Origin of the sequence: Flavobacterium frigidum (assembly GCF_048286735.1) — a bacterium.
Taxonomy (GTDB): Bacteria; Bacteroidota; Bacteroidia; order Flavobacteriales; family Flavobacteriaceae; genus Flavobacterium.
Map to the genome: position 1 here is coordinate 84,661 of NZ_JBLVPU010000003.1, position 22,648 is coordinate 107,308.

Here is a 22,648-nt window from a genome sequence, read left to right on the forward strand (position 1 = left end):
ATTCTACTTAATGCATTTAATCCTCATTATTTTTTGAGTACTATTCGTGATAAAAAAAGATAGCTGATGAATATCCTTTTTCAGGGTCTTTATTGTCCCACCATGCTCCTCTAATTTCCGAAAAATAGTTGTAATTATTCATTCCTGCTTGCGACTGCAATGGATAAATAACTTTCACATTAACTCTAAATGCTTTTTCTGTTTCTGTTTCAGGAACAACAACCACCACATGACCTGATTTATTTAAAATGAATCTTTTGGCACAAATGATTCCTACTCCTCCATTTTCGTTTACTTTGGTTTGCAAAGCATCTACATCATCTATTTTTTCCCATCCAAAAATATCTGAGGATTGCTCAAACCAGTCGTAGATATAATTAGAATAAAAAGGCCGCACAGTATCATCAAAAACTAAGGGTACTTCATTTCCTTTTTCGAGCAGAACAATAGCTTTATCGGTCCATCGTAATCTTGGAATGTAAACCTTGGCAAAAAAACAAAAATCAAAGGTATAAATGTTACAATAGGTATCGGCCTCGTCTTTTTGATATCTAAAACTTTTTTCAACATTTAGTTTTTCAATGATAGCATTGATTGTTGCTTTTTTTGAAGCTACAGTAGTCATATCTCTAAATGGAATAGTTGATTGACCAAGAGGTTTGTATGTATCAACTTTATTTTCTAAAGTACCATTAGAACTAGGTTCGAAATTAGGGATTTCGATATCAGAAACTTTTTGTGAGGTTTCATCAATAGGTTCGATTTCATTAGAACACACAAAACCTTCTTTATCAGTATTCAATAGCCTTACTCTCCACCAATCAGCTGTTGTTTTATCTACTAAGTCGAAAGTAAGTCGAAAAGGTATTTCTGCTAAAATTGTAGAATTATCATTCGCAGACGGTAAATCTCTGAGATTTGCTGACGAAGTTGCTACTCTATATTTCATGTTATGCAATTTTATTGTAGAATTGTTTTGATGGCAAAATACTAAAAACAACCAACACAGCATCACAGTATGTTACTATTTTTATCAAAAAAAGCAATAAAAATTTAAATAATCAATTATCTACTACCTATTCGTTGATTCTGTCTTTCTTAAGCGCTACCCTAAACGGACTCAATTGCAAACGAAAAGCAATTATAGTTTTCTTTTTTTACCTTTGGAAAAATAAAAACTACTCAATTCTTTTTAATGATAACAACAGCAATCCTACAAGACGTTTCTTTTTTGAATCAATTAATCAATTCGGCATATCGTGGTGAATCCTCTAAAAAAGGTTGGACCACTGAAGCCAATATACTTGAAGGACTCCGCACAACAGAAGAAGAATTGACCGAAATAATTCTGAATCCTAAAAATACCATTTTAAAATTTGCTGAAAACGACCAGATAATAGGTTGTGTGTTGTTAGTTCAAAAAGAACAACAGTTGTATTTAGGAATGCTTACCGTTTCACCCGAATTACAAAACAGTGGCGTTGGAAAAAAATTATTACAACACGCCGAAATCCATGCAAAAGACTTAGGATTACCAAAAATTGTGATGACAGTAATTTCGGTTCGCAACGAGTTGATTGCTTGGTACAAACGAAACAGTTATGAAGATACAGGAGAACGAGAACCTTTTCCGGCAAGTGATGTACATATTCCTATTGCTGCAGAATCGCTAGAATTCATAGTGATGGAAAAAAGAATAGGATAGGTTTCAATATATTTTGATGCTTTACGAAAGGTATCGTCCAAAAGCTTAGAGAGAAAAATTTTCTTTCTTAAATGAATACTTTCAAAAGCCCTACCATAAAGTAGTAGAAACATCAATAAAATGAGAATTTCCTACTTTCGAGTTATGCTCAAACAATAAGATAAAAGTCCTTTTAGAGTAAAATAGCTAAAACAAAACCTACTTTTATAACGTGAAAAAATCAGTTTCGATTATTGGAGGAGGTCCCGCAGCACTTATACTTGCAGCATTATTGGATTATAAAAAATTCAAGGTTACTGTTTACGAGAAAAACAAAACACTGGGAAGGAAATTTCTAGTGGCTGGAAAAGGAGGATTCAACCTCACCCATTCAGAACCCATTGCTGAATTGATTGCGCGCTACACTCCGCCTCATTTTCTGGAAAAAGCACTCCTTGATTTTGACAACACCGATTTTAGGAATTGGATTGATTCCATAGGTATTCCAACGTTCATCGGGAGTAGCAATCGCGTATATCCTGAAATTGGTATAAAGCCTATTGCGGTTCTCAACGCAATTCTTAATGTTTTGAATAAGCAGGAAGTTACCATTCTATACCAACAGACTTGGACAGGCTGGACGAGTAACAATGATCTTGTTTTCAATACAGAAACAGTAATACAATCGGACTATACCATTTTTGCCCTAGGCGGAGGCAGCTGGAAAGTAACCGGTTCTGATGGTTCTTGGCTTGATTTATTTGAAAAGGAAAATGTTCCAATCGTTCCTTTTCAGTCTTCGAATTGCGCGTATCGTGTGAACTGGCCAGAAGATTTTATGGAAGCTTTTGAAGGAAGTCCGCTTAAAAATATTGCAATTAGCTGTTTGAACAAAAGACAAAAAGGTGAAGCGGTTATTACCCGTTTTGGTTTAGAAGGCAATGCTATTTATGCTTTGAGTCCACAAATTCGGGAGGAATTAGATCGCCAACACCAAGCCACACTATTTCTGGACATGAAACCTACTTTGCGTTATGAAGATTTGCTTGACAAAATTAGAAAATCGACTTTTAAAAAAACGAGCGAAACATTGTTAAAAGACGTAAAACTTAGTTTAGTACAAGTTGGACTTTTAAAAAAATATCTAAATAAAGAAACGTACCTCAATCCAGAATTATTAGCTCACCATATAAAAAATTTATCCATACTAGTAACTGGTTCTGGTTTGCTAAATGATGCCATATCCACAACAGGCGGTATACAGCTGCATGCAGTGGATAAAAATTTTCAATTGAAAAATAAAAAACAACAGTATTGTATTGGCGAAATGCTCGACTGGGATGCACCCACTGGTGGATATCTTCTTCAGGCTTGCTTTAGTATGGGGATGCATCTTGCGCGACACTTGAACAGCATTCCTTAAATCTTATGGATTATAGTTTGGATTCTAAAAAAGTATTTTGATTCCGAAATGACTTTCTAAGAGTTTTAAATTTATTTACATTACCATTTCTTCAAACAAGCGTTGCGTGGTTTGTTCCAAATCATCGCATAACCCCGGATGAGGTCTCGAAGTTTGAATGGCAGAACTGCGAAGAGCAGTCAACCAACGGAAACGCGATGGAATATCAAATTGTCCTATTGGTCCGCCTGATTTTTCGCCATGTGCCACTTTTGCAAAAGCTTGTACATTTAAATGCAGTTGTTCTACATCCAAATCATATGAAAAAAGTTGGAGTTTGGCTTCATTTACCGAATATAAAACTTTGATAAATTTGGCTTTTTTACAAAACAAAATAATACCCACATTGAGGAATTCTTCGCGTTCTACCCTAGGCACAACACGGATTACGGCATACTCATATAAGTGCTTTTCTTGCATTTTGTGCTTCGTTTATAAAAGTTTGGGAATGGTTCAAACGTATGGATAAAAACTGAAAATAGACTTCCCGAATGGCTTCGGGAGTTTCATCGGTATCTTCCCAATTGAGCCATACTTCCGGAATCAGATTCACGATATTTTGCAATACCTCTTTCGTCAATATTTTTTTGAATATTTCATCCGTTTCTGACAATAAGGAAGCTTGAGGCAATAATACATGGTCTTTTATCAGTGCAAAAGGACTTTGAGCATGCTTTTCCCAATTGGTCCAAGAATGATGAAAATAAAGACTTGCACCATGATCGATCAGCCATAATTCTTTATGCCATATCAACATATTGGTGTTTCTAAACGTTCTGTCGACATTAGTGATAAAAGCATCTAACCAAACAATTTGCGAGGCTAGTTTTGGGTCAACCAAAGTGACAACTGGATCAAAATTTATAGCTCCCGATAAATAATGAAGCGCCAAATTGAGTCCCTGACTGCCTTGAAGCAAATCCTGAATTTCTTCATCGCCTTCTGAACGGCCAAAGGCTTCATCGAGATTTGCGAAAACGAGTTCTGGCATTTTTAGGTTTAAAACGCGAGCTATTTCTCCGCCAATTAATTCGGCAATCAAAGCTTTCACGCCATGTCCGGCACCTTTGAATTTCAGTACATATTTAAAATCATCATCCGCTTCAGCGAGCGCAGGCAAAGAACCGCCTTCCCGCAATGGAGTTATGTATCGCGTAACATTTACGGTTCTAAGATGAGGTGTTTTTTCCATAATCGAATTGGATAAAGCAATTTTGCTTGGATACAAACTTACAAATAAGTAGGTTGAAATTCATTTATGAGAACTATTTACTCCAATTTTTCTAAACTCAAAAAGGCTTTCCCAATATTAGCAATTACATCTGAAGCAATAAAGGATTGATAACCGGTTTTTGTCAACGCAATATCAGCGGTTAATCCGTGGAGAAACACACCAAGAATTGCAGCACTAATGGGTTCATAGGATTGTGCCAATAAACTGGTAATCATTCCCGTCAAAACATCGCCAGTTCCTGCGGTTGCGAGAGCGGCATTTCCGGTGGTGTTTTCATAAACGGTTTCGCCATCTATGATTTGAGTAGGTGCGCCTTTCATTACGATTATAACTCGGTATTGTTTAGAAAAGAAGATTGCTTTACTCCTTTTCTCTTCTTCAGAATCCCATTTTCCTATTAAACGTTCCAATTCTTTGGGATGTGGCGTTAAGATTGTTTTGGGCAGTACTAAAGAAAACCATTCTTTATTTTTGGATAAAATATTCAATGCATCGGCATCGATCACTAAAGGCGCTTTATTGGTTTTTAAAAATTGATACAACGCATTTTGAGTCTCTACCGCCTGACCTAATCCGGGACCAATTCCGATCGCCTGTGGTATAATTTCGAAAGTAATATTAGAGATTATTTCTTCGTTGACATCTGTCAAAACCATGACTTCGGGAATCGCGGTTTGCAAAATAGTGTACCCACATTTTGGAATAAAAACGGTAACTAATCCGCAACCAGTTTTCAAACAGGCTTTAGAGGATAAGCTCATTGCTCCTATTTTGCCATAGCTTCCGCCAATGAGTAAAGCGTGTCCCTGCATTCCTTTGTGGGTATGTTTGTCTGGTTGTTTGTAGCGTTTCAGGATTTCTTTTTGGTCGATGTAAATAGTATTTTTCATTGAAAGTTATTTGTTTAAAATTACGGATTTAATAGGAAACAAATTCGTTCATTGAACCGAAATTCCATAGCCCTGATAAAAGCGGCATCTCCCGCTTTATAAAAACAAGGCTTTTTAGCCGTAATTTTTATTAAGCGGGAATACAGCGGATAGCAGGAATTAGCTCCTAAAAATACTTATTATAAATCCTACAGTATAGATTATTCCGAAAACGTTTGAAACTTTAAACTTTGCTTCGCTCTGCCTTTGTCACCCGAAATAAAATCAATAAATTAGCGACTTCAAATTTTATAGAAAAACACAATGAAAAATACTGCGCTTACGCACATACACGAGAGTTTGGGAGCAAAAATGCTTCCGTTTGCTGGATACAATATGCCTATTTTATATGAAGGAGTAAATGCAGAACATGAAACGGTGCGCAATGCCGTGGGTGCTTTTGACGTATCTCACATGGGTGAATTCTTGCTTACGGGTCCAAATGCATTGGCTTTGATTCAAAAAGTAACTTCAAATGATGCTTCTACTTTGACTATTGGAAGAGCACAATATTCTTGCTTACCAAATAGCGATGGTGGAATTGTAGACGATTTGCTGGTTTATAAAATGAAAGAAGAGCAGTATTTATTAGTCGTAAATGCGTCGAATATTGACAAAGATTGGGATTGGATTTCGACTCAAAATGACTTGGGTGTGGAGATGAAAAACCTTTCGGATGATTATTCATTATTAGCAATTCAAGGACCAAAAGCAGTTGAAGCAATGCAATCCTTGACTTCAAAAGATTTATCAGCAATTCCATATTACCATTTTGAAGTGGGAGATTTTGCCGGTATCGCAAACGTAATTATTTCGGCTACAGGATATACTGGTTCTGGAGGTTTTGAGATTTATTGTAAAAATTCAGAAGTAGAACAAGTATGGAATAAAGTTTTTGAAGCGGGTGAGGCTTTTGGTATTAAACCGATAGGTCTTGCGGCTCGTGACACGTTGCGATTGGAAATGGGTTTCTGTTTGTATGGAAACGATATCAACGATACCACTTCTCCGCTAGAAGCTGGTTTGGGATGGATTACAAAATTTACTAAAGAATTTACGAATTCTGAAAATCTAAAAAAACAAAAAGATGCAGGAGTTACTAAAAAACTGATTGCTTTTGAAATGCAAGAACGTGCGGTGCCAAGACACGATTATGAAATTGTAGATGCTGCTGGAACTGTAATCGGAATTGTAACTTCGGGGACTATGTCGCCATCCATGAATAAAGGGATTGGTTTGGGTTATGTAACTGTGGAAAACAGTGCTTTGGAAAGCGCTATCTTTATCCGAATCCGTAAAAATGATGTACCTGCGAAAGTAGTAAAATTACCTTTTTATAAGCAATAAATGAAGAAACTTTCACTTGTATTGTTGCTCGCTACGTTTTCACTTTTTGGTCAAAATGAAGCAAAAACTTGTGAAACACTTTCTAAAATAAATGCGTTATTGCAACGCGAACATTTCCAACCAAAACCGGTAGATGACAGTTTATCGGTTTTTGTTTTTGATAGTTTTTTGGATAATTTAGATGCTAACAGAAATTTATTTACCAAGTTGGAATATGATAAACTACGAAAACATAGACTAGAACTTGATAATTATATTCTGAAAAGTGATTGCTCTTTTATGGCTGATTTGGTTACAGCATACAGAGAAGCCTTGGTTCGCAAAAAGAAAGTTTTGGAAGAAATACAAAAAGAGACTTTTGATTATAGCACAAATGACTCTGTAAAATTTTCTAAGAAAAGTTTTCCTTTTGATTTAGTTTTAAACGATTTGCAACGCGTATGGAGAAAAAGAATTAAGTATGATATTCTTGAGGAGATATCCAAGTTAAGTACCAATTTAGATTCGCTAAAGCAGAATTTTTCAAAAATGGAAAAAACTGCAAAAGCAAAAATATTTGAAACTAACTTATGCAAAGTAAATAGTGTTCTAGAAGTCACAAACCGACTAGAAAAAGACCTCCAAAATACTTTTTTGAATATCTTTTGCACCTATTTTGATCCACATTCCAATTATTTTTCAGTGGATGCAAAATCTAGTTTTATGTCGGGTTTATCAACTAGCAATCTTTCGTTAGGGTTGAATATTGGGTTTAATGAAAAAGAGGAAATTGTTATTGAAGAAATCGTTCCAGGTGGACCAGCTGCCAAAACGGAGCAATTTGAAAAAGATGACATAATAGTAAAAGTATCCAACACAAAAGGAGATGAATTTTCGGTTTCATGTGCCGCAATAGATAAAATTGGAGAATTAATCCTTTCTGATTTGAATGTAGAAATCGATTTGACGATTCAGAAAAAAAATGGCAACGTACAAACAGTACGTCTCAAAAAAAAGCTGATGAAAGCCACAGAAAACGTCGTTTTTAGCTACATAGCAGAAAAAGAAATAAAAGTAGGCTATATTAATATTCCTAGTTTTTACTCTAATTTTAATGGCTATTCGATTCAGGGTTGTGCTGATGATGTTGCCAAAGAAATTGTAAAACTTCAAAAAGACAATGTTAAAGGATTGGTAATTGATCTGCAAAATAATGGTGGTGGCTCTATGGAGGAAGCGATGAAATTAGCAGGAATGTTTTTAGACATTGGCCCCGTATCAGTCTTGCTAAACAGCAAGAACCAACAAACCATACTAAAAGATGCTAATCGAGGTAGTTCTTACAATGGACCAATTGTGTTATTGATAAATGGAAACTCAGCATCAGCAAGTGAGTTTTTTGCTGCGGCAATGCAAGATTACAATAGAGCTACAATTATTGGCAGTACATCTCTTGGAAAAGCAACCATGCAAACTATTTTACCTTTAGACCAAAACAATCTGCAGGATTTTGTGAAGCTGACTATTGAAAAATTTTACAGAATTACGGGTGATAGTCATCAAATTAAAGGAATTGTTCCAGACATTGCATTACCCATTTTATTTGATAGTATCATTCCGCGTGAAGTCAGTTTTAAAACCGCACTACACTATGATGTGATTGCAACAAAAGCCAGATTTAATCCGTTTTCAAAAATCAATTTTCAAGCGCTAGCTGCTTTAAGTGAAAAGAGAGTACAGACGAATACTCGTTTTATTGAAATCAAGGCTGCAAACCAACAAATTAATTCGATTTACAACAATCCTAAAAAACCTACACGATTGGCACTAAAAGACGTGTTTGATGATGCGCATGAAATGGATTCTTTATGGAAAAAAATAAAAAAAATAGTTGATACAGAAAGTACTTTTACGCTTGTTAATAATTCTTTTGATACAGAGCAATTAAAGTTTGATGATTTTCAACAAGACATTAATAAGTATAAAATTAAGGAAGTCAAAAACAATCCTTATCTAGAAGAGGCAATTTCGATATTAAATGATTATTATACATTAACCAAATAAAGCAATTAACGAACATGAAACCAACTTTTACCTTTTTATTTCTTTTGTTACTAAAACCTATTAGCTATGCTCAAGAATTCAAAACTCCAGTTGATTATTTGAATTATATCAGTAAAGAAACAGAGGTTATTTCAAGAACAACTTGGAAATATACTTCGGCAGTGGCACACAGTAAAAATGCTAGAAAAATTGATGCAACCCGCAAAGCATTAGTCAAAAGTATACAGAATACTACTAAAAAATTTGAAGCTCTTAAGGATGGTTACAAAGGTGATCTTGAATATCAAAATCAACTGCTAGCTTACTTGGCCATATCTGAAAAACAGATCAATCAAGAATATGATAAAATAATTGACATGCAGGAAGTAGCAGAACAATCTTATGATTATATGGAAGCCTTTATTATGGCTAGGGATTTAGTCAATGCTAAAATCAATGAAGAAGTAGCTAAATTAAATGCCAATCAAAAAATATTTGCTAATAAATATGGTATTCAAATTGGGGAAGATCAAAGTGAATTGGGTAAAAAAATGAAATTATCCAATGAAGTTTTTGAAAACCATACCCAATTGTATTTGCTCTTTTTTAAAGTAAATTTCACCGAATCTGTTTTAATGAAAGCCATTGCTCAAAATGACTTGAATGCAATACAACAAAGCAGTAACGCACTAGAACAATATTCGAATGAAGGTTTAGAAAAACTAAAGATATTTAAAGCCTACAAAAATGATGTAATGCTTGTAAATGCCACCAAAAAAGTATTAGAATTCACTAAAAAAGAAGCGTTAGAATTCGCTCCTGGAGTTGTTGCTTTTATGATGCTCAATCAAAAATTTCAGGAAAGTAAAAAAATAATGGATGATAAAAAAGCCGGTGCCAGATCAAAAGCAGAAATTGATAATTACAATGCGCTGGTAAATACATTAAATAAAGAAGTTGGAACATATAATAAACTCAATACACAGTTCAATACAGAGCGCTCCATCGCTATTAATAACTGGAATACAACTGGAACAAATTTTATTTCAAAACACGTTCCAATTGACTAATAAAAATATTTGAAAAAATAACTAATAACTGTATTTTTGTAGTTCAAAATAAGAAAAAGAAATGGGAAGAGCGTTTGAGTTTAGAAAAGGAAGAAAAATGAAAAGGTGGTCAGCAATGGCCAAAGCATTCACCAGAATAGGAAAAGATATTGTAATGGCCGTAAAGGAAGGCGGTCCAAATCCTGAAGCCAATTCTAGATTAAGAGCTGTTATTCAAAATTCAAAGGCAGTCAATATGCCTAAAGAAAATGTAGAACGTGCCATTAAAAAAGCTACTGATAAAGACACAGCAAACTATAAAGAAGTTTTATTTGAAGGATATGCTCCGCATGGAATTGCAATTCTAGTTGAAACTGCTACGGATAATAACAACAGAACTGTGGCTAATGTTAGAAGTTATTTTAACAAATGCAACGGAACAATGGGAACGCAAGGTTCGGTTGAATTTATGTTTGACCATACTTGTAATTTTAGAATTCCAGCAAACGGAATCGATCCTGAAGAATTAGAATTAGAGCTAATCGATTTTGGTGCTGAAGAAGTTTTTGAAGACGAAGACGGTATATTGATTTATGCTCCTTTTGGAAGTTTTGGTACGATTCAAAAAGAATTAGAAAATAGAGGCCTAGAAATTCTTTCTTCAGGATTTGAAAGAATTCCTCAAATCACAAAGAAAATGACTGAAGCACAAGTAGCCGATGTTGAAAAACTCATTGAAAAATTAGAAGAAGATGATGACGTTATGAACGTGTATCACACTATGGAGGAGTAATAGACTTATTTTATTACAGACTACCTTAGAAAAATTACCTAATAAATAATAGAAAAGACTTCAAGGCATTGCTTTGGAGTCTTTTTTTGTTCCAATTTTATCCTGTACTTTGTCATTCCGACGAAGGAGGAATCTCACACAAAGAGAACCATCCTGATGAGATTCCTCCTTCTTTGAAATGACAAATAAACGGAATGACCTTGTTTAAAATGACAAAACTCCATTAACTAATGCTGATGGAGTTTTTTTATGTCTAAAAATCTAAGAAGTCTAAAAGATCTATTTGATAAATTCTATTTTTTGAGCTTCTTCTTCGTTGATGCTGTCAAAGAAACCTTGTTCATTCATCCAATCATCGCTAAATACTTTACTCATGTAACGAGAACCGTGATCTGGAAAAATAGCGATTACTTTGCTATTCTCATCAAATTCTCCTTCCTCAGCATATTGTCGAATGGCTTGCATTACTGCACCTGAGGTATAGCCTACAAACAATCCTTCTTTTTTAACAATTTCTCTGGCTGAGTGCGCGCTTTCCTCATCAGTTACTTTCATGAACTTATCAATAAGATCAAAATCCGTTGCTGATGGAATTAAGTTTTTACCTAAACCTTCGATTCTGTAAGGATAAATTTCATCGTTATCGAATTCTCGTGTTTCATGATATTTTTTCAATACCGAGCCAAAAGCATCAACCCCAAGAATCTTGATATTCGGATTTTGTTCTTTAAGAAACTTTGCAGTACCCGAAATTGTACCACCCGTACCACTACAAGCAACTAAATGTGTGATGTTACCATTTGTTTGTTTCCAAATTTCTGGTCCAGTAGACTTATAATGTGCATCAATATTCAATTGATTAAAATATTGATTAATGTAAACCGAACCTTTTGTTTCTTCGTGCAATCGTTTAGCTACATTATAATACGATCGTTCATCATCAGCAGATACATGCGCTGGGCAAACATATACTTTCGCTCCTAAACTGCGCAACATGTCTATTTTATCTTTAGAAGACTTAGAACTCACTGCCAAAATACAATTATATCCTTTTATGATGCTCACCATAGCTAAACTAAAACCAGTATTGCCTGATGTAGTCTCGATAATCGTATCACCTGGAGATAAAATTCCTTTCTTTTCGGCTTCTTCTATAATATATAATGCTATTCTGTCTTTTGAGGAGTGACCTGGATTAAAGGCTTCTACTTTGGCATAGAAATTACCTTTTAATTCTTCGGTAACTTTATTTAGCTTAATAAGTGGAGTATTCCCTATTAATTCTAGGACATTATTGAAAGCGTTTATTTCTTTTTTCATAAAAAAATAGTTAGTCGTGTACCAGTTTCAACATAACCACGAACGTTGCAAATTTAACAAAAAAAATCTAATTAGTTTTTTATTTCTTCTAAATCTAATAAAAAACTATATTCCTTTGCCAATTCTTTTATCGCTTCAAATCGTCCTGAAGCACCGCCGTGCCCCGCATCCATATTCGTATTTAGATACAAAACAGTATCGTTTATTTTGTTTGTTCTCAATTTAGCAACCCATTTTGCTGGCTCCCAATATTGTACTTGTGAATCATGAAGTCCAGTCGAAACGTACATATTAGGATAATTTTGCTTTTTTACATTGTCATATGGCGAATACGATAACATATAATCATAGTATTTCTTTACATTTGGATTTCCCCATTCATCGTACTCCCCTGTGGTAAGCGGAATCGTGTCATCAAGCATGGTGGTAATTACATCTACAAAAGGAACTTGAGCTATCACTCCGTTGTATAATTCCGGTGCCATATTGACTACTGCTCCCATTAACAATCCACCGGCTGAACCACCTTCGGCATACAAATGTTTAGGCGACGTAAATTTTTCATTAATTAAAAACTTTGAGCAATCGATGAAATCCGTAAAAGTATTTTTCTTTTTCAATAATTTACCGTCTTCATACCATTGTCTTCCTAAATCCTCACCACCACGAATGTGCGCTATTGCAAAAACAAAACCTCTATCTAAAATAGACAAACGTGTCGATGAAAAGTACGTATCCATTGTAACTCCATACGAACCATACGCATAAAGTAATAATGGGTTTTTACCGTCTTTTTTTAATCCTTTTTTGTAAACCATAGAGATTGGCACTTTAGTACCATCAGTAGCTGTAGCCCAAACGCGTTCTTCTATATAATTATTTTTATCAAATTTGCCTCCCAGAACTTCCTGCTCTTTCTTAATTTCTTTTTCCTTGGTTTTCATATTAAAATCAATAACCGAAGACGGCGTTGCTAATGATTGATAGCTGTAACGCAGGATATCAGTGTCAAAATCAACATTTGTGGTCGTATAAGCATTATACGTTTCACTTCCAAAAGGCAAGTAATACTCTCCTTTCCCACTCCAAGGCATTATTCGGATATGATTTAATCCATTCGAACGCTCTTCAACAACCAAGTAATTGCTAAAAATCTCAATATCTTCAAGTAAAACCTCTTCTCTATGCGCAATTACATCTTTCCAATTTTCTTTTGCAGTAGCCTCTTCAGGCGTTTTCATTAACTTGAAATTGGTTGCTTTATCTTTATTGGTCAAAATGTAAAAAGAGTCTCCAAAATGAGAAATACTATATTCTAAACCACGAACTCTGGGTTGAAAAACCACAAATTCTCCTTCTGGAGTATCAGAATTAAGTATTCTATATTCAGTCGTTAATGTACTTCCTGAACCAATTACAATGTATTTTTTTGATTTTTCTTTACTCACTGATACGTTGAAGGTATCGTCCTTTTCATTAAAAACTAAAACATCATCCGCAGCATCTGTGGTTAATTTATGTTTGAAAACTTTATCAGATCGCAGAGTAACTTTGTCTTGTCTGGTATAAAAAATGGTTTTATTATCGTTTGCCCAAACGGAGTTTCCAGTAGCGTTTTCAATCTTATCCGAAAGGATTTCTCCAGTTTCAAGATTTTTTATTTGTATCGTGTAAATTCTTCTTCCAACAATGTCTATTCCAAAACTTGCAAATTTATTATCCGGACTCACACTCAAACCTCCTAATTGAAAGTAGGAATGTCCTTTGGCCAACTCATTACAATTAAATAAAATTTCTTCATTGGCAGAAAGACTTCCTTTTTTTCTAGAATAAATAGGATAATCCTGTCCTTTCTCAAAACGAGTGATGTAATAATAGCCATTGTATAAATATGGAACTGATTGATCATCTTCCTTAATGCGGCCTTTCATTTCCTCAAACAATTCTTTTTGAAAATCTTTAGTATGTGCCGTCATAGCATCATAGTAGGTGTTCTCTTTATTTAGATAATCAATAACTTCGGGGTTTTCTCTGTCATTTAACCAGAAGTAATTATCAATTCTTGTTTCATTATGTTTTCCTAATGATTTCGGAATTATTTTAGCTACTGGAATTGGACTTTTATTTGACATCTGTTGTGCTTTTGTATTGGTGAATGAAGATGCAAAAATAACACAAAGAGCAGTTCTGACAAGTGTATTTTTCATGAATATTTTATTGAATATGACTATGCAATATACTAATTTTGTATTTTAATAAACGTAAAAAAATGAAAACATGGATTTAATGGGAATGATGGGTAAACTTAAAGAAACCCAACAAAAAATAGAAGATACTAAAAAACGCTTGGATACGGTTCTTGTAGACGAGCAAAGCTCAGATGGTCTATTGAAAGTAACACTTACCGCTAATCGTTCTGTTAAATCAATAACTATTGATGATTCTTTATTGGAAGACAAAGAACAATTAGAAGACTACCTAATTTTAGTTTTAAATAAAGCAATTGCTAAAGCTACAAAAGTAAATGAAGCTGAACTTGATGCTGTTGCAAAAATGGATATGCCTATGATTCCAGGAATGGATAATTTGTTTAAATAAGTATGAATTATAAGTTTTGAATTATGAGTTTAACAACTTGAAAAACTCATAATTCATCACTCATACCTTTTTAAACCAATTTTTGGAGCGTTTCTAAAACATAAGTATGCATCACTTCTCTATAATCTAGATGCGTTACCATTCGCAGTTTACCGTGACCCATCGAGCTGATTGAAATGTTCTTTTGTTTTAAGACTTCGATTAAATTCTTTTCGTTACAATTTGGTGTCAAAGAAAAAATCAAAATATTTGTTTCTACAGGTTCTACAGAAGCAACCCAACTTAACTTTTTAAGTACCTCGGCAATTTCTTTAGCTCTTCTATGATCTTCAGAAAGTCGTTCTATGTTGTTATCCAAAGCATATATTCCGGCTGCTGCCAAATAACCTACTTGACGCATTCCGCCACCTAGTATTTTTCTAATACGCAACGCTCTGTGAATTGTAGCTTTGTCCGCTAATAAAACTGAACCAATTGGCGCTCCTAGCCCTTTAGATAAACAAACAGAAATAGTATCAAATAACTTTCCAAATGCCTTCGGATCTTGCTTTTTAGCTACCAAAGCATTCCAAATTCGGGCACCATCCAAGTGAAATTTTAAATTGTTTGCATCGCAAACTTGTTTGATTCTTTGCAAATCTTCCAATTCATAACACGCGCCACCCCCTTTATTTGTTGTGTTTTCTACACAAACTAAACTTGTTAATGGACTGTGATAAAACTCGGGATCATTAATTGCTCCCGCCACTTGCTCCGCAGTAATCATTCCGCGAGTTCCATCTAATAAACAGCAGGAAACACCGCTATTAAATGAAGCTCCTCCACCTTCATAATGATATACATGCGCATATTTATCTGCTATTAATTGTTCCCCTGGTTGTGTATGTAATTTTATCGCAGTTTGATTGGCCATTGTTCCTGAAGGGAAGAAAAGTCCCGCCTCCATGCCAAACATTGCTGCAACTTTTGCTTCAAGTTCAATAACTGTTGGGTCTTGTTTGTACACATCATCACCAACAACTGCTTTAAACATGTATTGCAACATTTCGTTCGTAGGCTTAGTGATCGTATCGCTAATTAAATTTATTTCCATATATATTTATTATCAGAATGAACAATTTGAAAATTGTCTCTTAGTAAAATTTTTCTATTTTTGTGCCACAAATTTACATAATACCGTTTGTTAATTCAAACTAGTTCAGTTAAAACTAAACTAAATATAGTACACAACGGAATTTTTTATAAATATTGAAAACAGACCTATCAAAATAATATAATTTTATGACAACTACCGAACAAATTAAAGGTATTGTAGAGCGCCTTGGTGCGTTGAGGAGGTATCTTTGACGTTGATGCCAAGCTAATTGAGATTTCAAACGAAGAAGAGAAAACTTTTGCTCCTGATTTTTGGAACAACGCCAAAGAAGCAGAATTGCTGGTGAAAAATCTCCGAAACAAAAAAAAATGGATTGAAGATTACAATAAGGCTGTCGAAATGACGGACGAATTGCAACTTGCCTATGATTTTTACAAGGAAGGAGAACTTACTGCCGAAGAATTAGACGAACAATATTTGATTACATCCAATCATATTGAAGCGATTGAATTTAAAAATATGCTCTCGGATGAAGGTGATACGTTGAGTGCAGTCGTGCAAATTACCGCAGGTGCTGGTGGTACAGAAAGTTGCGATTGGGCCGAAATGCTCATGCGCATGTACATGATGTGGGGCGAAAAATACGGCTACAAAATCAAAGAACTGAATTTCCAGAAAGGAGAAGCTGCGGGTATAAAAACCGTAACACTCGAATTTGAAGGCGATTATTCTTTTGGTTACTTAAAAGGTGAAAACGGTGTACATCGATTAGTTCGAATATCTCCTTTTGACAGTAATGCCAAGCGTCATACCTCTTTTGCATCCGTTTATGTATATCCGCTAGTAGATGACAGTATCGAAATTGACATCAATCCTGCTGATATCGAGATTACGACTTCCCGATCCAGTGGTGCGGGAGGACAAAATGTAAATAAAGTAGAAACTAAAGTACAATTGTTTCATAAACCAACCGGAATACAAATACAATGTTCTGAAACACGTTCGCAACAAGATAACAGGCAACGAGCCATGCAAATGTTACGATCTCAATTGTACGAAATTGAGTTAAAAAAGAAACAAGCACAGCGCGCTGATATCGAAGCGGGAAAAATGAAAATTGAATGGGGATCGCAAATTAGAAATTATGTGATGCAACCCTATAAATTAGTAAAAGACGTACGAACAGGACATGAAACCAGTAATGTTGATGGTGTAATGAATGGTGAAATTGATGAATTCTTGAAAGCTTATCTAATGATGATGGGACAAAAAGAAGAATAATATTTACATTATTTATTACAATAAAAATAATCACCTCCATCAAATTATTATGTAAAAACCTCTTAACATTTTTTTTTAAAATGTTAAGAGGTTTTTCATCATTAAACAAGTACAGCAATAAATTACATATTTTATCTATAACTATTGTAGAATTGATTATAAAATGATGCACTATGGGCATTTTCTAAAAATTTAAATTCCCTTCACATTCCCTTTGTTCTTTAAAAAAATTACTTCAATTATTTTACTAGACATTTTAGAATCAATTTTTAGTAAATTCGAAATTGTTTCAATAAGATTTTTTTCCTCATTCTCTAAAATACCATCAGCCAGCAATACTTCTAAGGCAAGAGCAAAAAGCATATTTTTATCCTCTTCCTCTATTCGTTCGCAGCAAGCTGAAATGAACGTCAATTGCCCCAATCGTTCTTTTAAATCAAAAGATTTTAAAAAAAGTGGTACAATGTCTACCCCAGCAAACTTCTGTTTAGAATAGATTATTCTAGTTAATATATTTGTTTCATTTGCTGTAATTTGCTTGTCAGTCGAAATACAAGAATACAAAATTCCAAACCAAGCTTCAAGCTCGGTAGTTACTATACTACTGTTATTGTTATCATTAACTACATTCATATTGTTTTTTTTTTATAAAATTAGTTCCTAGTCCTTGAAATTTTACTAGCATTTATCAATAAATTATGATTTATAACAAATTATGTATGCTTTTTAATGCGAACAAATTAGTACTTGAAGAGTTAGCCAATACAATATGAACCCATATCAACTTAAAAAAAGTCGGGGATACAACACATAAAATTTTATAAATCACACCAATATAAAGAATTAAAAAAATTGACAGTTACGGCATTGAACTAATTAAACTAATCCAAACATCACTAAAATCGATTTTATTCATAGTTTTTATCTATTGAAATAAAAATAGCTATGGATATTTTTTAGTAAATTCGTTTTTAGAAAATACTAAAAATAATCAAATATGGAAAATAACTCAAGACCCACATCCTACAATGTAAATGGCGAAAGCAAGTGCCCGTTTTCTGCCGGAGCAAATGCTCCAAAACAAAGTGAGAGAAATGGTAAGACAAACCGCGACTGGTGGCCAAACCAATTAAAATTGAATATTTTGCGCCAAAACTCATTAGAATCTAATCCAATGGGAGCTCATTTTAATTATGCCGAAGAATTCAAATCAGTTGATTTAGAAGCATTAAAAAAAGATATTACTGATGTAATCACTACTTCTCAAGATTGGTGGCCCGCTGACTATGGTAGCTACGGACCCTTTTTCATTCGATTAGCTTGGCACAGTGCAGGAACATACCGTATTGCTGATGGTCGCGGAGGAGCAGGTTTCGGAACGCAACGTTTTGCACCCCTAAACAGTTGGCCAGATAACGCAAATTTAGATAAAGCACGTTTACTATTATGGCCAATCAAACAAAAATATGGAAACAAAGTTTCTTGGGCCGATTTAATGGTTCTCGTTGGGAACTGCGCACTCGAATCTGCTGGTTTTAAAACTTTTGGTTTCGCAGGTGGCCGTATAGATGTTTGGGAGCCTCAAGAAGATATTTATTGGGGACCTGAAAAAGAATGGTTGTCATTAAGCACAGAGCCACATAGCCGTTATTCTGGTGATCGTGAATTAGAAAATCCATTGGCTGCAGTTCAAATGGGATTAATTTATGTAAATCCAGAAGGTCCAGATGGAAATCCTGATCCACTTTTGGCAGCACGAGATATTAGAGAAACATTTGGCCGTATGGCTATGAATGATTACGAAACTGTAGCTTTGATCGCTGGAGGTCATACCTTAGGGAAAACCCACGGTGCAGCTGATCCAAACAAATACATTGGAGCAGAACCAGCAGGTGCTTCAATCGAAGAACAAAGTCTTGGATGGAAAAATACGTATGGAACTGGAAATGGTGCAGATACGATTACAAGTGGACTTGAAGGTGCTTGGACTACTACACCTGTGACGTGGAGTAATAATTATTTCGAAAATCTATTTGGTTTTGAATGGGAATTGACTAAAAGTCCAGCTGGAGCACACCAATTCAAACCTGTTGGCAATGCTGGTGCTGGAACCGTTCCTGATGCGCATGACCCAACGAAAACGCATCAACCTTTCATGTTGGTGACTGATTTATCCTTGAGAATAGATCCTGCATATGAGAAAATCTCTAGACACTTTTTAGCCAATCCAGCAGAGTTTAATGATGCTTTTGCGAGAGCTTGGTTCAAACTTACACATCGTGATATGGGGCCAAAAGTACGCTATTTAGGTCCCGAAGTTCCTGCTGAAGAATTAATTTGGCAAGATCCTGTTCCCGCTGTTAACCACGCATTAATTGATGAGCAAGATGCTGCACAATTAAAATCAAGGATTCTTACCTCGGGCTTAACAGTGTCTGAATTGGTAAGCACGGCTTGGGCTTCGGCATCAACTTACCGCGGATCTGACAAACGTGGTGGTGCGAACGGCGCTCGTATTCGTTTAGAACCTCAAAAAGATTGGAAAGTAAATAATCCAGCGCAACTAGAACGCGTTTTACATGCTTTAGAAAATATTAAAAATGAGTTCAATAGTGCACAAGCTAGTGGTAAACAAGTTTCTATCGCTGACTTGATAGTTTTAGGAGGTAACGCCGGAATTGAAAAAGCTGCTGCAAATGCTGGTCAATTTGTGACTGTTCCTTTTTCTCCAGGACGTACGGATGCATCGCAAGAACAAACAGATGTGGAATCATTTGCAGTTCTTGAACCGCAAGCAGACGGTTTCCGTAATTATGTAAAAACAAAATATACCGTTTCCGCCGAAGAAATGTTAGTAGACAAGGCACAATTATTAACCTTAACAGCTCCAGAAATGACAGTTCTAGTAGGTGGTATGCGGGTATTGAATACCAACTTTGATCAGTCTCAAAATGGAGTTTTTACCAAACGTCTAGAAGCGCTTACGAATGATTTCTTTGTAAACTTACTTGATTTAGGAACAACTTGGAAAGCAGTATCTGAATCTGATGATGCCTTTATAGGAAGCGATCGTACGGCTGGAGGAATCAAATGGGTTGGAACTCGTGTTGACTTAATTTTTGGTTCCAATTCAGAGTTAAGAGCACTCGCTGAGGTATATGGATACAGTACAAGTCAAGAAAAATTTGTGCATGACTTTATTGCTGCATGGACTAAAGTAATGAAACTTGATCGTTTTGATTTAGTATAATTTTAGAATTTAGAATTTTTAGAAAAAGGTGATCTGGTAACGGATCGCCTTTTTTGTTTTATAGTTTGATTTGCAGATTAATCAATATTTATAAGATGCGATTAATTCCTATTTATCATTTTTCCTAATCACTGAACTGGGAGCCATAAAGTGGCACTATTCCTTCCTTGTGGATGGCTTCGTGCCATTTAATGACATCTGTTAATGTATAGATAATTAACCAAAAATTAATCTATATCGGCAAATCTAAATGGTTTCATTTTCATTGCTTTACGGGAAACCGTAAAGCAATGAAAATTTTATAATTATAGAAAAAGATTTGATGCTTTACATTATTTTTTGAGCATAAAAATCTCGTGGTCAAACTTCAAATCCATAAAAAAGCCGTCTCGCAAAAAACGGACGGCTCAATTTTTTAATTTAAAAAAATTATAAAATATAATCGGTATTGATGAAATTAGATTCTTTACTGTTTAACAACGCTTGTAAAATTTCATTATTGTAGTCGTTATCCTTTGAGGCAACAAAGGTTCTAATGGAAAACGAACGCAAAGCATCATGAATACTTAACGTACCTACAGCAGAATCCTTTCTTCCTGTAAATGGCAGGACATCGGGACCACGTTGACAAGAACTATTTAAATTAACGCGACAAACTAAGTTAATTAGCATATCAATAAGTGGTGCAATGGTTTTAATATCCTTTCCAAACAAACTTACTTGCTGACCGTAATTGGACTCAGCCATATCGTTAAGAGGTTCTTGAATTTCCTTAAAAGGAATAATTGGTACTACAGGTCCAAATTGTTCTTCATGATACACTCTCATTTCCTTGTTTACAGGATATAAAACTGCGGGGAATATGTAGTTAGGAGTGTGCTGTCCTCCTTTTTCATTGATTACTGAAGCACCTTTATTAATGGCATCATCTATCAAATCTTGAATGTATTTCGGTTTTTCCTTTTCAGGTAAAGGTGTCAGAAAAGCTGCTTTATCCCATGGATTTCCAAAAATAAGAGCATCAACTTTGGCTGTGAAACGCTTATTGAATTCCTCTACAATAGATTCATGCACATACAAAACTTTCAAAGCAGTACAACGCTGTCCATTAAAAGATAGAGATCCAGCTATACATTCTTGAATGGCCAAGTCTAAATCAGCGTCAGGAAGGATGATAGCAGGATTTTTGGCTTCTAAGCCTAAAATTAAACGCAATCTATTTTTATTAGGATGTTGATCTTGTAATGCAATTGCTGATTTACTGTTACCAATGAGAGCTAAAATATCAACTTTTCCCGATTTCATGATAGGTGATGCAACGTCACGACCACGACCATAAACGATATTGATTACTCCTTTTGGAAAACTACTTCTAAAAGCTTCTAACAATGGAGAGAGTAATAAAACTCCGTGTTTAGCTGGTTTAAAGATTACAGGATTACCCATTATCAAAGCTGGAATTAGCAATGTAAAAGTTTCATTTAATGGGTAATTATAAGGACCTAGACACAATACAACGCCAAGTGGACTTCTACGAACCATAGCATTAATTCCTTGTACTTTAGAAAAATGGGCGCTACGTGTATTCAATTCCTTTAAACTGGCAATGGTATCATAAATGTACTCCACCGTTCTGTCAAATTCCTTTTCTGAATCGCCTAATGATTTTCCTATTTCCCACATTAATAATTTGACAACATCTTGCCGAGTAGCTTTCATTTGCTTGACAAAATCCTCAACGCATTTTATTCGATCGGTGACTTTCATAGTAGGCCACAATCCCTGACCATTATTAAATGCTGTACTAGCTGATAGAACGACCTCAGCAGCTTCAGCTTCTCCCATTAATGGAACAGAACCTAATATAGTTGGTGCATATTCTGCTGTAGAAGATATGGTCGAAAAAACTGCTGTGGTTTGACCCGTCCATTTTTTTAACTCACCATCTACTAAATACGTATCTTGATTTAATAAAGTATTAATTTGAAATTCTTCTGGTATAGTATTCATACAAAAATTGATTAAGTATTACATTAGATTTTTAAATAAACGAAAAGTACAGGTCAAAGTGATTTATGGAGTAACTACTTCTCCCTCCCATTCTAAAATACCTCCAACTAAGTTATAAGCATTTTCAAAACCCAATTCATTCATGATTTCGCAGGCTTTTGCACTTCGCATTCCAGAACGACAGTACACGTAGTAGTTCTTGGTTTTGTCTAATGACTCGATTTCGGTTACAAAACCTTGACCCAAATGAATATCGATATTAATAGCATTGGCTATACTTCCTTCATTAAATTCTCCATCGGTTCTGACGTCTAGTATGACTGCATTTTCATCTGCTTCAAACTGAGAAACCCAATCTTCTTGTGCTAAATTCATAGTGTTGTTTTTTGTAAAAATACGATGTTTTTGCCTAATAATAAACTCATCAATTGTTAATTAGAGATTATTTATAAGAAAACAATTTCGCAAAACAATAACAATCAATAGTGTAAAATTACAGCTTCTATTTTTGCGAAAAATAGTCTATAAAGCCTATAGGAATTATATAAATAAAACATAGATAATGAAGGACTT

General features: G+C 34.7%; 19 protein-coding genes. 9 read left to right on the forward strand and 10 right to left on the reverse strand.

Features of this window, described 5'->3' with window-relative positions; translation table 11 throughout:
* Positions 1-40: 40 nt before the first annotated feature.
* Positions 41-949 (reverse strand): hypothetical protein, encoded by a 909-nt coding sequence (locus ACNQGO_RS02980; RefSeq protein WP_417984104.1) that lies wholly within the window; start codon positions 947-949, stop codon positions 41-43.
* 246 nt (positions 950-1,195) lie between these two features.
* Here ACNQGO_RS02980 and ACNQGO_RS02985 point away from each other — a divergent pair, with 246 nt between their 5' ends.
* Both ACNQGO_RS02985 and ACNQGO_RS02990 read left to right on the forward strand, forming a co-directional pair.
* Entirely contained in the window at positions 1,196-1,705 is a 510-nt protein-coding gene (locus ACNQGO_RS02985; RefSeq protein ID WP_417984105.1) for a GNAT family N-acetyltransferase, read from the forward strand.
* Positions 1,706-1,916: 211 nt separating this feature from the next.
* Entirely contained in the window at positions 1,917-3,107 is a 1,191-nt protein-coding gene (locus ACNQGO_RS02990) for a BaiN/RdsA family NAD(P)/FAD-dependent oxidoreductase (RefSeq protein ID WP_417984106.1), read from the forward strand.
* A gap of 75 nt (positions 3,108-3,182) precedes the next feature.
* Here the strand turns inward: ACNQGO_RS02990 and ACNQGO_RS02995 are convergent, their stop codons facing one another.
* From ACNQGO_RS02995 to ACNQGO_RS03005, 3 genes are all read right to left on the reverse strand, one after another.
* Positions 3,183-3,566, reverse strand: coding sequence for a DUF3037 domain-containing protein (locus ACNQGO_RS02995; RefSeq protein WP_417984107.1), 384 nt, complete (start codon positions 3,564-3,566; stop codon positions 3,183-3,185).
* Positions 3,544-4,338, reverse strand: coding sequence for a HipA family kinase (locus ACNQGO_RS03000; RefSeq protein ID WP_417971506.1), 795 nt, complete (start codon positions 4,336-4,338; stop codon positions 3,544-3,546). The genes ACNQGO_RS02995 and ACNQGO_RS03000 overlap by 23 nt, the downstream gene beginning before the upstream one ends.
* A 77-nt stretch (positions 4,339-4,415) precedes the next feature.
* Positions 4,416-5,270, reverse strand: coding sequence for an NAD(P)H-hydrate dehydratase (locus ACNQGO_RS03005; RefSeq protein WP_417947925.1), 855 nt, complete (start codon positions 5,268-5,270; stop codon positions 4,416-4,418).
* A 303-nt stretch (positions 5,271-5,573) separates the two neighbouring features.
* Between ACNQGO_RS03005 and gcvT the strand changes: the two genes are divergently transcribed.
* The 4 genes from gcvT (at position 5,574) to ACNQGO_RS03025 (ending at position 10,520) form a co-directional block, all read left to right on the forward strand.
* A complete protein-coding gene (gene gcvT, locus ACNQGO_RS03010) occupies positions 5,574-6,656 on the forward strand; it encodes a glycine cleavage system aminomethyltransferase GcvT (protein WP_417984108.1) in 1,083 nt (360 codons plus the stop codon).
* On the forward strand, positions 6,657-8,699 hold the full coding sequence (locus ACNQGO_RS03015) for a carboxy terminal-processing peptidase (RefSeq protein ID WP_417984109.1): 2,043 nt from the start codon (positions 6,657-6,659) through the stop codon (positions 8,697-8,699). It abuts the gene before it with no gap.
* 14 nt (positions 8,700-8,713) lie between these two features.
* Entirely contained in the window at positions 8,714-9,748 is a 1,035-nt protein-coding gene (locus tag ACNQGO_RS03020) for a hypothetical protein (RefSeq protein WP_417984110.1), read from the forward strand.
* Between the two features lie 61 nt (positions 9,749-9,809).
* The gene (locus ACNQGO_RS03025; protein ID WP_417984111.1) at positions 9,810-10,520 is read left to right on the forward strand and encodes a YebC/PmpR family DNA-binding transcriptional regulator; all 711 of its coding nucleotides are present in this window, start codon (positions 9,810-9,812) and stop codon (positions 10,518-10,520) included.
* Positions 10,521-10,799: 279 nt separating this feature from the next.
* On the opposite strand, the gene ACNQGO_RS03030 is transcribed toward ACNQGO_RS03025, so the two are convergent.
* The gene (locus ACNQGO_RS03030) at positions 10,800-11,840 is read right to left on the reverse strand and encodes a cysteate synthase (RefSeq protein ID WP_417971518.1); all 1,041 of its coding nucleotides are present in this window, start codon (positions 11,838-11,840) and stop codon (positions 10,800-10,802) included.
* A gap of 71 nt (positions 11,841-11,911) precedes the next feature.
* Positions 11,912-14,047 (reverse strand): S9 family peptidase, encoded by a 2,136-nt coding sequence (locus ACNQGO_RS03035; protein WP_417984112.1) that lies wholly within the window; start codon positions 14,045-14,047, stop codon positions 11,912-11,914.
* A 70-nt stretch (positions 14,048-14,117) separates the two neighbouring features.
* On the opposite strand from ACNQGO_RS03035, the gene ACNQGO_RS03040 reads away from it, so the two are divergent.
* The gene (locus ACNQGO_RS03040; protein ID WP_309760666.1) at positions 14,118-14,438 is read left to right on the forward strand and encodes a YbaB/EbfC family nucleoid-associated protein; all 321 of its coding nucleotides are present in this window, start codon (positions 14,118-14,120) and stop codon (positions 14,436-14,438) included.
* Positions 14,439-14,508: 70 nt separating this feature from the next.
* Here ACNQGO_RS03040 and ACNQGO_RS03045 read toward each other — a convergent pair whose 3' ends face one another.
* Positions 14,509-15,531: a threonine aldolase family protein gene (locus ACNQGO_RS03045; RefSeq protein ID WP_417971524.1), complete on the reverse strand. Its 1,023-nt coding sequence runs from the start codon at positions 15,529-15,531 to the stop codon at positions 14,509-14,511.
* A 188-nt stretch (positions 15,532-15,719) separates the two neighbouring features.
* Between ACNQGO_RS03045 and prfB the strand changes: the two genes are divergently transcribed.
* A protein-coding gene (gene prfB / locus ACNQGO_RS03050; protein WP_417984113.1) for a peptide chain release factor 2 occupies positions 15,720-16,815 on the forward strand; the annotation gives its coding sequence in 2 pieces (ribosomal slippage) (positions 15,720-15,782 and positions 15,784-16,815; 1,095 coding nt in all).
* A 192-nt stretch (positions 16,816-17,007) separates the two neighbouring features.
* Here the strand turns inward: prfB and ACNQGO_RS03055 are convergent.
* Positions 17,008-17,448 carry a tellurite resistance TerB family protein gene (locus tag ACNQGO_RS03055; RefSeq protein ID WP_417984114.1) on the reverse strand — a complete coding sequence of 147 codons (441 nt, stop codon included), beginning with the start codon at positions 17,446-17,448 and terminating at the stop codon, positions 17,008-17,010.
* 364 nt (positions 17,449-17,812) lie between these two features.
* On the opposite strand from ACNQGO_RS03055, the gene katG reads away from it, so the two are divergent.
* On the forward strand, positions 17,813-20,065 hold the full coding sequence (katG, locus tag ACNQGO_RS03060; RefSeq protein WP_417984115.1) for a catalase/peroxidase HPI: 2,253 nt from the start codon (positions 17,813-17,815) through the stop codon (positions 20,063-20,065).
* A gap of 429 nt (positions 20,066-20,494) precedes the next feature.
* On the opposite strand, the gene ACNQGO_RS03065 is transcribed toward katG, so the two are convergent.
* Together ACNQGO_RS03065 and ACNQGO_RS03070 are read right to left on the reverse strand one after the other, a co-directional pair.
* Positions 20,495-22,075, reverse strand: a complete 1,581-nt coding sequence (locus ACNQGO_RS03065; protein WP_417978516.1) for an NADP-dependent glyceraldehyde-3-phosphate dehydrogenase — start codon at positions 22,073-22,075, stop codon at positions 20,495-20,497.
* Between the two features lie 63 nt (positions 22,076-22,138).
* Positions 22,139-22,450, reverse strand: a complete 312-nt coding sequence (locus ACNQGO_RS03070) for a rhodanese-like domain-containing protein (RefSeq protein ID WP_417984116.1) — start codon at positions 22,448-22,450, stop codon at positions 22,139-22,141.
* Positions 22,451-22,648 lie beyond the last annotated feature (198 nt).

What these genes read in the sequence shown, in the direction of transcription:
- ACNQGO_RS02980 (WP_417984104.1), bottom strand. Translation starts at nt 949, where the DNA reads ATGAAATATAGAGTAGCAACTTCGTCAGCAAATCTCAGAGATTTACCG.
- ACNQGO_RS02985 (WP_417984105.1), top strand. Translation starts at nt 1,196, where the DNA reads ATGATAACAACAGCAATCCTACAAGACGTTTCTTTTTTGAATCAATTA.
- ACNQGO_RS02995 (WP_417984107.1), bottom strand. Translation starts at nt 3,566, where the DNA reads ATGCAAGAAAAGCACTTATATGAGTATGCCGTAATCCGTGTTGTGCCT.
- ACNQGO_RS03000 (WP_417971506.1), bottom strand. Translation starts at nt 4,338, where the DNA reads ATGGAAAAAACACCTCATCTTAGAACCGTAAATGTTACGCGATACATA.
- ACNQGO_RS03005 (WP_417947925.1), bottom strand. Translation starts at nt 5,270, where the DNA reads ATGAAAAATACTATTTACATCGACCAAAAAGAAATCCTGAAACGCTAC.
- gcvT (WP_417984108.1), top strand. Translation starts at nt 5,574, where the DNA reads ATGAAAAATACTGCGCTTACGCACATACACGAGAGTTTGGGAGCAAAA.
- ACNQGO_RS03015 (WP_417984109.1), top strand. Translation starts at nt 6,657, where the DNA reads ATGAAGAAACTTTCACTTGTATTGTTGCTCGCTACGTTTTCACTTTTT.
- ACNQGO_RS03020 (WP_417984110.1), top strand. Translation starts at nt 8,714, where the DNA reads ATGAAACCAACTTTTACCTTTTTATTTCTTTTGTTACTAAAACCTATT.
- ACNQGO_RS03025 (WP_417984111.1), top strand. Translation starts at nt 9,810, where the DNA reads ATGGGAAGAGCGTTTGAGTTTAGAAAAGGAAGAAAAATGAAAAGGTGG.
- ACNQGO_RS03030 (WP_417971518.1), bottom strand. Translation starts at nt 11,840, where the DNA reads ATGAAAAAAGAAATAAACGCTTTCAATAATGTCCTAGAATTAATAGGG.
- ACNQGO_RS03035 (WP_417984112.1), bottom strand. Translation starts at nt 14,047, where the DNA reads ATGAAAAATACACTTGTCAGAACTGCTCTTTGTGTTATTTTTGCATCT.
- ACNQGO_RS03040 (WP_309760666.1), top strand. Translation starts at nt 14,118, where the DNA reads ATGGATTTAATGGGAATGATGGGTAAACTTAAAGAAACCCAACAAAAA.
- ACNQGO_RS03045 (WP_417971524.1), bottom strand. Translation starts at nt 15,531, where the DNA reads ATGGAAATAAATTTAATTAGCGATACGATCACTAAGCCTACGAACGAA.
- ACNQGO_RS03055 (WP_417984114.1), bottom strand. Translation starts at nt 17,448, where the DNA reads ATGAATGTAGTTAATGATAACAATAACAGTAGTATAGTAACTACCGAG.
- katG (WP_417984115.1), top strand. Translation starts at nt 17,813, where the DNA reads ATGGAAAATAACTCAAGACCCACATCCTACAATGTAAATGGCGAAAGC.
- ACNQGO_RS03065 (WP_417978516.1), bottom strand. Translation starts at nt 22,075, where the DNA reads ATGAATACTATACCAGAAGAATTTCAAATTAATACTTTATTAAATCAA.
- ACNQGO_RS03070 (WP_417984116.1), bottom strand. Translation starts at nt 22,450, where the DNA reads ATGAATTTAGCACAAGAAGATTGGGTTTCTCAGTTTGAAGCAGATGAA.